This is a genomic window from Streptomyces sp. NPDC004752, from assembly GCF_053601275.1.
Map to the genome: position 1 here is coordinate 22,887 of NZ_JBSGBN010000005.1, position 12,816 is coordinate 35,702.

Consider the following 12,816-nt stretch of genomic DNA (forward strand, 5'->3'; position numbering starts at 1 on the left):
GCTACTGGATCACCACCTTGACGATGCCGGTGAGGGCGATCTGAGCGAGGGAAAGGGGGACGAGGAGGGTCCAGGAGAGCTTCTGGAGCTGGTCCTCGCGCAGCCGCGGGTAGGTGACGCGGAGCCAGATGACCACGAAGGCAAGGATCGCCGTCTTCAGCAGGGTCCAGACCCAGCCGAGGCCGTCGGCACCCCACGGGCCGTGCCAGCCGCCCAGGAAGAGGACGGTGGTCAGACCGCACAGGACGATGATTCCGGCGTACTCGGCGAGCAGGAACAGGGCGAAGCGCAGGCCGGTGTACTCGGTGTACGCGCCGAAGATGATCTCCGAGTCGGCGACGGGCATGTCGAAGGGCGGGCGCTGCAGTTCGGCGAGGCCGGCGACGAAGAAGACGATCGCGCCGACGATCTGCCAGGGCAGCCACCACCACTCGAAGGCGTCGAGGATGCCGGGGAGGGAGACCGTGCCGGCCGCCATCGCCACGGAGGCGGCGGCGAGCAGCATGGGGAGTTCGTAGGCGAGGAGTTGGGCGGCCGTACGCAGGCCGCCGAGGAGGGAGAACTTGTTGGCGCTGGCCCAGCCCGCCATGAGCGAGCCGAGGACGCCGACGCCCATCACCGCAAGGACGAAGAAGACGCCCGCGTCGAGGACCTGGCCGACCGCGCCCTCGCCGGGGCCGATCGGGATGGCGAGCAGGACGAGCAGATACGGGAGGAGGGCGACGGCCGGGGCGAGCTGGAAGATGCGGCGGTCGGCGCCGTTCGGGACGACGTCCTCCTTCTGCGCGAACTTGACGCCGTCCGCGATGAGTTGGGCCCAGCCGTGGAAGCCGCCGGCGTACATCGGGCCGAGGCGGCCCTGCATGTGCGCCATCACCTTGTGCTCGGTCTGACCGACGATCAGGGGGAAGGTGAGGAAGACGACGAACACGACGAGGAGTCGCAGGGCGACGTCCAGCACGCCGTTCACCGCGGGCCTCCTATGGGGGTGTCGGGGGCGTTGTCCTGACCGCTGTCGGGGGCCGACTCCTCGGTCCCGGGCTCCTCGGTCCCGGGCTCCTCGGTCCCGGGCTCCTCGGACGCCGCTTCCTGGGACTGGGGTTCCTCGGAGGCCGGCTTGTCGGACGCCGACTTGTCGGACGCGGGCTTGTCGGGCGAGGGCTCGGGGGTCTCGCTCTTCTCCGTGGTGTGCGGTGTGGCCTCGGGGGCGGTGGGTTCCGCTTGCGGGGGCCGCTGTTGTGCCGGTTCGTCGAAGGCGGGGCGTGCGTGGTGCCAGGGCGCGTCCGAGCCATGGGGCGCCGTGGGTTCCTGCCTCGCCTCGGCCTGCTCGGCAGCGCGCTGCGAGGCGGACCCCTCCGCCGCGCTGCGCGACCGCCGCGGACCCGCGGGCACCGTCGGCTCGGCCGCCGCCGCGGAACCGGTCGACTCAGCCGCCTCCGACGTCTCCGACACCTGCCCAGCCTGCTCGCCCCGCTCATCCCGCTGGGAAGCGGACCCCTCGCCCGCGCTGCGCGAACGTCGCGGGGTGGCCGGGATGGCGCGTTCGGCTCGTCGGTCGGCCGCCCCTTCCGAGACACCGCCCGCCCCACGAGGCGCGGATGCCTCCGAGGACGCCCCTTCGGCTGCCGCCGCGCCCGCCGTCTGGCCCACCGAACCCTCCGCCGCCGTACGCGACCGGCGGGGTGGTCGGGATGGGGTGGCGGTGGGCTCGGTCGGGGTGGCTGAGGCTTCCGCTGTGGTGCGAGTGCGGCGGGCCGGGCGGGTCGGGGCCGGGGGAAGTTGGCCCTTCAGGGGGCCCCATTCGTTGGGGTCGGGGACGCCTGGGGGGAGCATCTGCCGGCGCTTGGGGCCGCCGTGGTCGGACTCGCCCGGTTCCTTCGCGCCCGGCCATGCCTTGGCGACGCGTGCCGCCAGAACGAAGTCCTTACGGAGCGGATGGCCCTCGAAGGTCTCGGGGAGCAGGAGGTGGTCCAGGGCGGGGTGGCCTTCGAAGCTGACGCCGAACATTTCGTGCGTCTCGCGCTCGTGCCAGGCAGCGCCGGCGTAGACACCGACGGCGGAGGTCAGCGTCGGCGCCTCGTGGGGGACGGTCGTGCGCAGCAGCAGGCGCCGTACCGGGGACAGGGCGACGACGTGCGCGGAGACCCGAAAGCCCGTGCCCGGTTCGTCGACCGCGCTCAGCCAGTCGAAGTAGGTGCAGGTCAGGGTCGTACGCGCGGTCTCCAGCGCGGGGATCCAGGACTGCGGCGGCACATCGACGGTGAGGACCTCGTAGGACTCCTGGGCCGTGGCCTCGGGGCCGAAGAGTTCCTCGACGGGGGCGGGGAGCCAGCCGACGGTGGTCATCGCGAGTCCCCCTCCACGGCCGACGGGTGCGTGCGCTCCGCAGCCGGCGGGCGCGTGGGCTCCGCGGACGGCGGGCGGACCAAGGCGCTCCGCAGCGCGTCAGCGGACGGTCGCCCGACCTCGTACCGCTCCCCCAGCGACTCCCGGGCGATCTTCTCCTGGAGTTTGAGGATCCCCTGGAGCAGCGCCTCGGGGCGGGGCGGGCAGCCGGGTACATAGACATCCACCGGGATGATCTGGTCGACGCCCTTGGTGACGGAGTAGGAGTCCCAGTAGGGGCCGCCGCAGTTGGAGCAGGCGCCGAAGGAGATGACGTACTTCGGCTCGGGCATCTGCTCGTACAGGCGCTTCACGGCCGGGGCCATCTTGTCCGTCACCGTGCCCGACACCACCATCAGGTCGGCCTGGCGGGGGCCCGGCGCGAAGGGGATGACGCCGAGGCGGATGAAGTCGTGGCGGGCCATCGACGCGGCGATGAACTCGATCGCGCAGCAGGCGAGGCCGAAGTTGAAGACCCAGAGCGAGTAGCGGCGGCCCCAGTTCAGGACGATCTTCATCGGCTCGGGGGCCAGGCGGGCGAGCGCGCCGAGCCGCTTCGGCTCCGGCAGCGGCACGGGCTCGGGGATCGTAGGGGTCACGTCCATGCCAGGACGCCCTTCTTGTATGCGTACAGCAGGCCCACGGCGAGGAAGCCGAGGAAGATGAACATCTCGACGAGCGTGGTCCCGCCGTAGCCGTGGTCGGCGAAGACGGTGGCCCAGGGGAACAGGAAGATCGAGTCGACGGCGAAGATCACATACAGGAAGGCGTACACGTAGTAGCGGACCTGGGTGTGGGCCCAGCCCTCGCCGACGGGGTCGACGCCGCACTCGTAGGTGAGCAGCTTCTCGGGTGTGGGGACGACGGGGCGCAGCAGTCGGCCGGCGCCGAAGGCGGCCCCGACGAAGAGCACACCCATCAGCGCGAGCAGTCCCACGACCGAATAGGACCGGAAGTAGTCCGCCGCGACGACGGCGGTCGAGCCCGCCAACGTCTCCCGCAACGTGCGTTCCTCGCTCCCTGACCCGGTGACCTGAGTGCCTTGGTGAATCCTGTGGTGCGACACCGTTCGGCGATCTGTACGCACGGGAGTCTAGGCCCTGATAAAGCGACGGTAAGCAGTCCGTCTAAAGAGACGGTAAGCAGCCCGTCGCAGACTTCGCCCGGCACCGGTTCGCGGCCGGGCGAAGTCTGCGACGGGAAGGTGGGGTTTTCCCCCGGGCCCCGCGGTGGCGGACCTCATGGCGCGGGAGCGCGGCGCACGGCACCCTAGCCCGTATGACCGCCCGGATCCCTTCCACCGGGGCGGCCCCGACCGACGGTGATGACCGTCTGCCGCCCGCCCGCTTCGCCTTCGACGCGCACACCTGGAAGGAGATCGCGCATCTCCTCGCGAACCTGCCGGTGGCGCTGCTCGGCTTCACGTACGCGACCGTGGCGCTCGCCACCAGTGGCGCGCTGACCGTCACCGTGATCGGCTTCCCGCTGCTCGCCGCCACCCTGCTCGGCGCGCGAGTGCTGGGCAAGCTGGAGCGGGGCCGGGCCCGGGCGCTGCTCGGGGTGCGGGTGGACGAGCCGAGCCCGCTGCCGCTCGGCAGGGGCGGCGGGCTGCTGCAGCGGATGTGGATGGCGTTGAAGGACCCGGTGGGCTGGCGGACCCTGCTGTACGACTCCATCCGGCTGCCCTGGGGGATCTTCACCTTCGCCACCACGTTGACCGCGCTGTTCGTGCTGTGGCCGGTGCTGCCGTTCATCGCGCGGGGCCTGACGAACGTGGACCGGATGATGGTGCGCGGTCTGCTGTCGCCCTCCGACGAGCTGGAGCGCCGTATCGCCGAGCTGGAGTCCGACCGCGGGATCGTGGTGGACACCGCGGCGGCGGACCTGCGGCGGATCGAGCGGGACCTGCACGACGGGGCGCAGGCCCGGCTGGTCAATCTGGCGATGGGGCTCGGCCTGGCCAAGGAGAAGCTCCTGGAGGACCCCGACTCGGCGGCGGTGATGGTCGAGGAGGCGCACGGCGAGGTGAAGCTGGCCCTCCAGGAGCTGCGCGACCTGGCCCGGGGCATCCATCCGGCGGTCCTGACCGACCGCGGCCTGGACGCCGCGCTGTCCTCGGTGGCCTCCCGCTGCACGGTGCCGGTGAAGGTGACGGCCGATCTGGAGTCGAGACCGGCCGCCGCGATCGAAGGCATCGCCTACTTCACGGTCTCGGAGCTGCTGCAGAACATCAGCAAGCACAGTGGCGCGCGGACCGCGTCGATCGAGGTCTGGCGGTCCGCGGACCGGCTGCTCATCCAAGTGTGGGACGACGGCCGGGGCGGGGCACGGCTGGACGCCGGCAGCGGGATGCGCGGGCTCGCGGAGCGGCTCGGCGCGGTCGACGGACTGTTCGTGGTCGACTCCCCGGTCGGCGGGCCGACCACGGTCACCGCCGAGCTGCCCTGGCGGGACCGTACGAATGCCTCCTGACGCCGGGCCTTCTGAACCTGGGCCTTCTGACGCTGGAACTTCTGACCCTGGGCCTTCTGACCCTGAACCTCCTGCCCCCGGACCTCCTGGCCCCGGACCTCCTGACCCCGGGCCTTCTGACCCTGGGCGGAGATCCCCTGGCCCGAGGTGGGGAAAACCCCCCGTCCAAGACGCCGACGGCCTCCATGGTCCGTGGACCTGCGGCGCAGGAGGGTGGGGGTACGGCAGGAGAGCCGCTGACGAGAAGAACGGGACGACGCCGATGGCCACGGAGTACGGACAGGAGTACGGGCACCGGTACGCATACGACGGTGCCCCCCGGCAGCGGATGCCGGCCGCGCTGCGCGCGCCGTTCGAGGCGCGCAGCTGGCGCGAGTTCGGCTATGTGCTGCTGAGCCTGCCGATCAGCATCCTGATGTTCACGTACGCGGTGACGATGGTGTCACTCGGGGCAGGGCTGCTGGTGACGTTCCTCGGGATTCCGGTCCTGGCGGCGGCGCTGGCGGGGTGCCGCGGTCTGGGCGCGCTGGAGCGGGCGCGGGCGCGGGGGCTGCTCGGTCTGGAGGTGGCCGACCCGGAGCCGCTGCGGATGCCCAAGCCGGGCGCCATGGCCTGGATGGGCGCGGTCCTGAAGAGCGGCACCTCGTGGCGGCAGCTGCTGTACGCGCTGCTGCACTTCCCGTGGGCGATGTTCTCCTTCGTGGTCGCGGTGAACTGCTGGGCGATCGGCTGGTCGCTGGTGACGTATCCGCTGTGGTTCTGGGTCTTGCCGGTGTACGCCGGCCAGGGCGGCCTCCAGCTCTACGGCGACGAGCACCACCGGATCTATCTCGACAACCCCTTCGAGATCACCGTCACGGCGCTGGTCGGGCTGCTGTTCACGCTGGCCACGCCGTGGATCGTGCGGGCGCTGACGATGGTGGACCGGCTGCTGGTGCACGGGCTGCTCGGGCCGTCGCGGCTGTCGGCGCGGGTGGTGGAGCTGGAGTCGGACCGGGGCGTGGTGGTCGACACGGCGGCGGCGGACCTGCGGCGGATCGAGCGGGACCTGCACGACGGGGCGCAGGCGCGGCTGGTGGCGCTGGCCATGGATCTGGGGCTGGCGAAGGAGAAGCTGACCGAGGACCCGCGGTCGGCGGCGCGGATGGTGGAGGAGGCGCACGGCGAGGTGAAGACGGCGCTCCAGGAGCTGCGCGACCTGGCCCGCGGTATCCATCCCGCCGTACTGACCGACCGCGGCCTCGACGCCGCCCTCTCCGCGGTCGCCTCCCGGTGCACCGTGCCGGTGCAGGTCGAGGTGGACCTGGCGCGGCGTCCCGCGCCGGCGATCGAGGGGATCGCCTATTTCACGGTCTCGGAGCTGCTGCAGAACATCAGCAAGCACTCCCGGGCCCGTTGGGCGTCGGTGGATGTCTGGCGGTCGGAGGACCGGCTGATGCTCCAGGTGATGGACGACGGGGTGGGCGGGGCCGACGTGTCCCAGGGCTCGGGGCTGGCCGGGCTGGCGGAGCGGCTGGACGCGGTGGACGGGATCCTGGTGGTGGACTCCCCGCCGGGCGGCCCGACCCGCGTGACGGCGGAACTCCCCTGGCGAGGCTGAAAACAATTGCGCGCGGCCCGGCTGCCCGCCCCCCGCACGGGTGGCAGCCGGGCCGCCGCACGGGTGTGACGGACGCGAGCCGTACGGGTAGACGGAACCGGCGCGATCCGCACAGGCGGACGAGACCAGCGCAAACCACGCAGGCGAGCGGAACTGGCGAGAGCCGTACGCGCGGGCGAAACCAGCGCAAGCCGCACAGGCGGACGAGACCAGCGCAAACCGCACGCACGGGCTAAACCGGCGCGAACCGCACAGCCGGGCGAGGCGGCAGGCAACCGAATCCGATCTGACACGGTCCCCTATTCCAGTGCCCGGGCGCGATGCCGCGGGATTGCTGGAATGCTGGACCTCCATACGGGCGGGTACCGTCGGAGGTTCGGGCTTGGGGGGCCAGAAGATCGTGGAGGACAGGGTGCGGGTGGTCATCGCCGAGGATTCGGTGCTGCTCAGAGAGGGCCTGACCCGGTTGTTGACCGACCGTGGGCACGAGGTGGTGGGCGGCGTGGGGGACGCCGAGGCGCTGATCAAAACGATCGCGGACCTGGACGCGCGGGGCGCGCTGCCGGACGTGGTGGTCGCGGATGTACGGATGCCGCCGACACACACGGACGAGGGGGTGCGGGCCGCCGTACGACTGCGCAAGGCGCACCCGGACCTCGGGGTGCTGGTGCTGTCGCAGTACGTGGAGGAGCGGTACGCCACCGAACTGCTGGCCGGTTCCAGCCGCGGCGTCGGTTATCTGCTCAAGGACCGCGTCGCCGAGGTGCGGGAGTTCGTGGACGCGGTGGTGCGGGTGGCGCGGGGCGGTACGGCCCTGGACCCGGAGGTCGTCGCGCAGCTGCTCGGCCGCAGCCGCAAGCAGGATGTGCTCGCGGGGCTCACGCCGCGGGAGCGGGAGGTCCTGGGGCTGATGGCGGAGGGGCGGACGAACTCGGCGATCGCCAAGCAGCTGGTGGTCAGCGACGGGGCGGTGGAGAAGCACGTCAGCAACATCTTCCTGAAGCTCGGTCTGTCGCAGAGCGAGGGGGACCACCGGCGCGTTCTGGCCGTTCTCACCTACCTCAATTCGTGATGCCCTGTCTCGACTCGTGATGACCTGTCCCCATTCGAGTCGTCCTGTCTCCATTCGAGTCGGCCTGACAGGGGGCCGGAGGCGGGCGAGCAGCGGGCGAGCGGCGGGCCGGCCGGTTGCGCTGCCCGGGATGCGGGATGGCCGGAAGTGAGAACCGGGGAGGGCCGGGAGGGTTTCGACAGAGTCCGGGGGCGAGAAATCGTGACACGTCAGGGCGACGGGCCGTGTCGGAATGCCGTCCATCATGGCGAATGGCCGCGGGAAGGCGACCCTAAGCGACGTAGGGTTGATCGTGGGAAGGTTCGTGGGACGACCATGCCCGGACAGCAGCCTCGAAGGAGGTCCAGTCAGTGACCAGCCAGGTCAGCAGCCCAGCGGAGCAGGCCGACGGAACCGTCGTAGGAGAGCAGCGCAAACCGGGCGGTTCGAAGGACGTCCGGCGTCTCGATCGGGTGGTCATCCGGTTCGCGGGCGATTCGGGTGACGGTATGCAGCTTACGGGTGACCGGTTCACGTCGGAGACGGCGTCGTTCGGCAACGACCTGTCGACGCTGCCGAACTTCCCGGCCGAGATCCGGGCCCCCGCCGGCACTCTGCCGGGTGTCTCGTCGTTCCAGCTGCACTTCGCCGACCACGACATCCTCACGCCCGGCGACGCACCGAACGTTCTCGTGGCGATGAATCCGGCGGCGTTGAAGGCGAACATCGGCGATGTGCCGCGCGGCGCGGAAATCATCGTCAATACGGACGAGTTCACCAAACGGGCGATGCAGAAGGTCGGCTATGCCACCAGCCCGCTGGAGGACGGCTCGCTGGACGGCTACGGGCTGCACCCGGTGCCGCTGACCACGCTGACGGTGGAGGCGCTCAAGGAGTTCGACCTCAGCCGCAAGGAGGCCGAGCGCAGCAAGAACATGTTCGCGCTGGGCCTGCTGTCGTGGATGTACCACCGGCCGACCGAGGGCACGGAGAAGTTTCTGCGGACCAAGTTCGCGAAGAAGCCGGAGATCGCCGAGGCGAATCTGACGGCCTTCCGCGCGGGCTGGAACTTCGGCGAGACCACCGAGGACTTCGCCGTCACCTACGAGGTCGCCCCGGCCGCGAAGACCTTCCCGGTGGGCACCTACCGCAACATCTCCGGCAACCTGGCCCTGGCCTACGGCCTGGTCAGCGCCTCCCGCCAGGCGGACCTGCCGCTGTTCCTCGGCTCGTACCCGATCACTCCCGCCTCGGACATCCTGCACGAGCTGTCCAAGCACAAGAACTTCGGCGTACGGACCTTCCAGGCCGAGGACGAGATCGCCGGCATCGGTGCCGCGCTCGGGGCGGCCTTCGGCGGCTCCCTGGCGGTGACCACGACGAGCGGCCCCGGTGTGGCCCTGAAGTCGGAGACCATCGGGCTTGCCGTCTCGCTGGAGCTGCCGCTGCTGGTGATCGACATCCAGCGCGGCGGGCCCTCGACCGGGCTGCCGACCAAGACCGAGCAGGCCGACCTGTTGCAGGCGATGTTCGGCCGCAACGGCGAGGCCCCGGTGCCGATCGTCGCGCCGCGCACGCCGACCGACTGCTTCGACGCGGCCCTGGAGGCGGCCCGGATCGCGCTGACGTACCGCACGCCGGTGCTGCTGCTGTCCGACGGCTATCTGGCCAACGGCTCCGAGCCGTGGCGGATCCCCGCGCTGGAGGAGCTGCCTGATCTGCGCGTGCAGTTCGCGCAGGGCCCCAACCACACGCTGGACGACGGCACCGAGGTGTTCCGGCCGTACAAGCGCGATCCGCAGACCCTCGCCCGCCCGTGGGCCGTCCCGGGCACGCCGGGTCTTGAACACCGCATCGGCGGCATCGAGAAGCAGGACGGCACGGGCAACATCTCCTACGACCCGGCCAACCACGACTTCATGGTCCGCACCCGCCAGGCCAAGATCGACGGCATCGAGGTGCCCGACATCGAGGTCGACGATCCGGACGGGGCAAGCCTCCTCGTCCTCGGCTGGGGTTCGACCTATGGGCCCATCACCGCGGCCGTGCGCCGACTGCGGGTCCAGGGGGTGCCGGTGGCACAGGCGCATCTGCGCCATCTCAACCCGTTCCCGGGGAATCTCGGGGAGGTGCTGGGACGTTACGACAAGGTGATGGTGCCGGAGATGAACCTGGGTCAGCTCGCCCTGCTGATCCGGGCGAGGTATCTGGTCGACGCCCGCTCCTACAACCAGGTCAGCGGAATGCCGTTCAAGGCGGAACAGCTCGCCACGGCGCTGAAGGAGGCCATCGATGGCTGAGACGTCCAGCAGCGGCACGGACACGATCGAGGCGCTCTCGCTCGTGCCGAAGGCCGGGGCCCGGCAGTCGATGAAGGACTTCAAGTCGGACCAGGAGGTGCGCTGGTGCCCGGGATGCGGTGACTACGCGGTCCTGGCGGCCGTGCAGGGCTTCATGCCGGAGCTGGGCCTGGCCCGCGAGAACATCGTGTTCGTGTCGGGCATCGGCTGCTCCTCCCGCTTCCCGTACTACATGAACACCTACGGGATGCACTCCATCCACGGCCGGGCGCCCGCGATCGCGACCGGCCTGGCCGCCACCCGGCGCGATCTGTCGGTCTGGGTCGTCACGGGCGACGGCGACGCACTGTCGATCGGCGGCAACCACCTCATCCACGCCCTGCGCCGCAACGTCAACCTGAAGATCCTCCTCTTCAACAACCGGATCTACGGGCTTACCAAGGGCCAGTACTCGCCGACGTCCGAGGTCGGCAAGATCACCAAGTCGACGCCGATGGGCTCCCTGGACGCGCCGTTCAACCCCGTCTCGCTGGCCCTCGGCGCGGAGGCGTCGTTCGTGGCCCGGACCATCGACTCCGACCGCAAGCACCTCACCGGTGTGCTGCGGGAGGCCGCGGCCCACCCGGGCACCGCGCTGGTGGAGATCTACCAGAACTGCAACATCTTCAATGACGGCGCCTTCGACGCCCTCAAGGACCAGCGAGGCGCCCAGGAAGCGGTGATCCGCCTGGAGCACGGGCAGCCGGTCCGGTTCGGGCCCGACGGCAGCCGGGGCGTGCTGCGCGACCCGCTCACCGGTGACCTGGAGATCGTCACCGTGACGGCCGACAACGCGGATCGCATCCTCGTCCACGACGCCCGCGCGGCCTCGTCGGCCACGGCCTTCGCCCTGTCCCGGCTGGCCGACCCGGACACCCTGCATCACACGCCGATCGGCGTCCTGCGCAGCGTCGAGCGCCCGGTGTACGAGACGCAGATGGCCGACCAGCTCGACGCAGCCGTCGAACAGCACGGCAAGGGGGACCTCGCGGCCCTGCTCGCCGGCAACGACACCTGGACCGTCATCGGCTGACCGTCATCGGCCGACCTGCGTCAGCTGACCTCCGTCGGCCGATCTGCGTCGGCCGAACACCGTGGGCCGAACACCGTGGGCCGACCATCGTGGGCCGAGCGAGCGATCCGGCGATGCCGGTGTCCGCGCGGCAGGGCGAGGGCCCGGACGCACCACCGGATGCTGTTGGTCGATGCGACCGACAGCATCCACCACCGCGTCCGGGCCCTCGCCTCGCCGAGGTCACACGCCGCAGGGCCGCCGGGGCCACACATCCGGGCCCACGAGCCCCAGAGCCACACATCCGGGCCGCCCGAGCCCCCATGCCAGGCGTGCGGGCCGCACGAGCCCCCAGGTGTCAGACGCGCGGGTCGGGGTCGTCCTTGGTGGCGGCGTCCACGGCCCGCTTCGCCCCGTCGTACCTGTCCCGGGCCTCCCGCACCTCCCCCATCCGCGTCTTGGTCCACAGCGCCAGCGCCCGCACCTGCTCCGCCGCCTCACGGCCCAGCGCGGTGAGCGAGTAGTCGACCCGGGGCGGGATCACCGGCTTGGCGTCGCGGTGCACGAACCCGTCGCGTTCCAGGGTCTGGAGGGTCTGGGTGAGCATCTTCTCGCTGACAACCCGGCCGTAGCGGCCGACCGCCCGGCGCAGCTCGCTGAAGCGGTGGGGCCGGTCCAGCAGTTCGATCAGGATCAGGACGCCCCAGCGGCTGGTGACGTGTTCGATGACGAGGCGGTAGGGGCACATCGCCTCGCCGACGTCGCGGGCCGCCGTCTTCTCCACAGCACTAACTCCCATCCCGGTACCTTACTTCAAAGTGGGTACTTTCCCACGGTTAGCGCCACTCCTAGGGTAAGTGGCAGACGCACCCCCACTAGGAGTTCTGAATCATGAGCATCGTTGTCACCGGAGCCACCGGACACCTTGGCCGCCACGTCGTGGACCAGTTGCTGACGAAGGTCCCGGCCGAGCAGATCACCGCCGTCGTGCGCGACGAGGCGAAGGCCGCCGACTTCGCGGCGCGCGGCGTGCGGATCGCCGTGGCCGACTACAACACCCCCGAGACCTTCGACGGCCTCTTCGCCGCCGGCGACCGGGTGCTGCTGATCTCCGGCAACGAGTTCGACAAGGGCCGAATCCAGCAGCACACCGTCGTCATCGACGCCGCCAAGGCGGCCGGGGTCGCCCTGCTCGCCTACACCAGCGCCCCCGGCAGCCTGACGGCCGCCCTCGCCGACGACCACCGGGCCACCGAGGAGGTGCTGCTCGCCTCCGGTCTGCCCTACACGCTGCTGCGCAACGCCTGGTACCACGAGAACTACACCGAGAACCTCGCCCCGGTGCTGGCGCACAACGCCGTCGTCACGGCGGCGGGCGAGGGCCGGGTCTCCTCGGCCTCGCGCGCCGACTACGCGGCCGCCGCCGTCGCCGTCCTCACCGGCGAGGGGCACGAGAACAGGACGTACGAGCTGGGCGGCGACGAGGCGTGGGGCTTCGACGCGTACGCGGCCGAGCTGAGCAGGCAGACCGGCAAGGAGATCGTCTACAACTCCGTGCCCGGCGGGACCCTTCAGGGCATCCTGACCGGAGCCGGGGTGCCCGAGGCGCTGGCCACGATCCTGGTCGGCGTGGACGCGTCCATCGCCAAGGGCGAGCTGGTCGTCTCCACCGGCGATCTGTCCCGCCTGATCGGGCGGCCGACCACGCCGCTGGCGGAGGCCGTCGCCGCCGCACTCAAGGACTGACCCGCCGCGCTCAAGGGCTGACCGGCCGCGCTCAAGGGCTGACCGGCCGCGCTCAAGGGCTGACCGGCCGCGCTCAAGGATTTTACCCGTCCCGACGGGAGCCTCGCCTCCCCCGCCCCTGCCTGTCATGACTGTATGGCGATACGGCAATGACAGGCGGGGGCGCTCGGCGCTACCTTCGTGCAGGCGAACGCGTGCGCGAGGACGTGAG

11 protein-coding genes are annotated in these 12,816 nt (G+C 70.9%); 6 read left to right on the forward strand and 5 right to left on the reverse strand.

The features are described 5' to 3' along the window. Position 1 precedes the first annotated feature (1 nt). From ACWEKM_RS03555 to ACWEKM_RS03570, 4 genes are read right to left on the reverse strand one after another with little or no spacing between them, the layout of a single operon-like run. Positions 2 to 970, reverse strand: a complete 969-nt coding sequence (locus ACWEKM_RS03555; protein WP_451619494.1) for a complex I subunit 1/NuoH family protein — start codon at positions 968 to 970, stop codon at positions 2 to 4. Next, on the reverse strand, positions 967 to 2,346 hold the full coding sequence (locus ACWEKM_RS03560; RefSeq protein WP_451619495.1) for an NADH-quinone oxidoreductase subunit C: 1,380 nt from the start codon (positions 2,344 to 2,346) through the stop codon (positions 967 to 969). Before ACWEKM_RS03560 ends, ACWEKM_RS03555 begins: the two co-directional genes overlap by 4 nt. Beyond that, positions 2,343 to 2,990: an NADH-quinone oxidoreductase subunit B gene (locus ACWEKM_RS03565; protein ID WP_451619496.1), complete on the reverse strand. Its 648-nt coding sequence runs from the start codon at positions 2,988 to 2,990 to the stop codon at positions 2,343 to 2,345. Before ACWEKM_RS03565 ends, ACWEKM_RS03560 begins: the two co-directional genes overlap by 4 nt. Continuing rightward, positions 2,981 to 3,388, reverse strand: a complete 408-nt coding sequence (locus tag ACWEKM_RS03570; RefSeq protein ID WP_451619497.1) for an NADH-quinone oxidoreductase subunit A — start codon at positions 3,386 to 3,388, stop codon at positions 2,981 to 2,983. Before ACWEKM_RS03570 ends, ACWEKM_RS03565 begins: the two co-directional genes overlap by 10 nt. A gap of 275 nt (positions 3,389 to 3,663) precedes the next feature. Here ACWEKM_RS03570 and ACWEKM_RS03575 point away from each other — a divergent pair, with 275 nt between their 5' ends. The 5 genes from ACWEKM_RS03575 to ACWEKM_RS03595 all read left to right on the forward strand — a co-directional run bounded on the left by ACWEKM_RS03575 (position 3,664) and on the right by ACWEKM_RS03595 (position 10,880). Beyond that, positions 3,664 to 4,857, forward strand: coding sequence for a sensor histidine kinase (locus tag ACWEKM_RS03575; protein ID WP_451619498.1), 1,194 nt, complete (start codon positions 3,664 to 3,666; stop codon positions 4,855 to 4,857). 262 nt (positions 4,858 to 5,119) lie between these two features. Further along, the gene (locus tag ACWEKM_RS03580) at positions 5,120 to 6,457 is read left to right on the forward strand and encodes a sensor histidine kinase (protein ID WP_451619499.1); all 1,338 of its coding nucleotides are present in this window, start codon (positions 5,120 to 5,122) and stop codon (positions 6,455 to 6,457) included. A gap of 412 nt (positions 6,458 to 6,869) precedes the next feature. Beyond that, positions 6,870 to 7,529, forward strand: coding sequence for a LuxR C-terminal-related transcriptional regulator (locus tag ACWEKM_RS03585; protein ID WP_451619590.1), 660 nt, complete (start codon positions 6,870 to 6,872; stop codon positions 7,527 to 7,529). Positions 7,530 to 7,879: 350 nt separating this feature from the next. Beyond that, the gene (locus ACWEKM_RS03590; protein ID WP_451619500.1) at positions 7,880 to 9,808 is read left to right on the forward strand and encodes a 2-oxoacid:acceptor oxidoreductase subunit alpha; all 1,929 of its coding nucleotides are present in this window, start codon (positions 7,880 to 7,882) and stop codon (positions 9,806 to 9,808) included. Beyond that, on the forward strand, positions 9,801 to 10,880 hold the full coding sequence (locus tag ACWEKM_RS03595) for a 2-oxoacid:ferredoxin oxidoreductase subunit beta (protein ID WP_451619501.1): 1,080 nt from the start codon (positions 9,801 to 9,803) through the stop codon (positions 10,878 to 10,880). The genes ACWEKM_RS03590 and ACWEKM_RS03595 overlap by 8 nt, the downstream gene beginning before the upstream one ends. A 337-nt stretch (positions 10,881 to 11,217) precedes the next feature. Here ACWEKM_RS03595 and ACWEKM_RS03600 read toward each other — a convergent pair whose 3' ends face one another. Beyond that, entirely contained in the window at positions 11,218 to 11,658 is a 441-nt protein-coding gene (locus tag ACWEKM_RS03600; RefSeq protein WP_451619502.1) for a winged helix-turn-helix transcriptional regulator, read from the reverse strand. 92 nt (positions 11,659 to 11,750) lie between these two features. On the opposite strand from ACWEKM_RS03600, the gene ACWEKM_RS03605 reads away from it, so the two are divergent. Further along, on the forward strand, positions 11,751 to 12,605 hold the full coding sequence (locus tag ACWEKM_RS03605) for an SDR family oxidoreductase (RefSeq protein WP_451619503.1): 855 nt from the start codon (positions 11,751 to 11,753) through the stop codon (positions 12,603 to 12,605). The last annotated feature ends 211 nt before the right edge of the window (positions 12,606 to 12,816 follow it).

Excerpts from the sequence above, each read along its gene's own strand:
- ACWEKM_RS03600 (WP_451619502.1), bottom strand. The coding sequence starts at position 11,658 with ATGGGAGTTAGTGCTGTGGAGAAGACGGCGGCCCGCGACGTCGGCGAG.
- ACWEKM_RS03565 (WP_451619496.1), bottom strand. The coding sequence starts at position 2,990 with ATGGACGTGACCCCTACGATCCCCGAGCCCGTGCCGCTGCCGGAGCCG.
- ACWEKM_RS03595 (WP_451619501.1), top strand. The coding sequence starts at position 9,801 with ATGGCTGAGACGTCCAGCAGCGGCACGGACACGATCGAGGCGCTCTCG.
- ACWEKM_RS03560 (WP_451619495.1), bottom strand. The coding sequence starts at position 2,346 with ATGACCACCGTCGGCTGGCTCCCCGCCCCCGTCGAGGAACTCTTCGGC.
- ACWEKM_RS03605 (WP_451619503.1), top strand. The coding sequence starts at position 11,751 with ATGAGCATCGTTGTCACCGGAGCCACCGGACACCTTGGCCGCCACGTC.
- ACWEKM_RS03575 (WP_451619498.1), top strand. The coding sequence starts at position 3,664 with ATGACCGCCCGGATCCCTTCCACCGGGGCGGCCCCGACCGACGGTGAT.
- ACWEKM_RS03580 (WP_451619499.1), top strand. The coding sequence starts at position 5,120 with ATGGCCACGGAGTACGGACAGGAGTACGGGCACCGGTACGCATACGAC.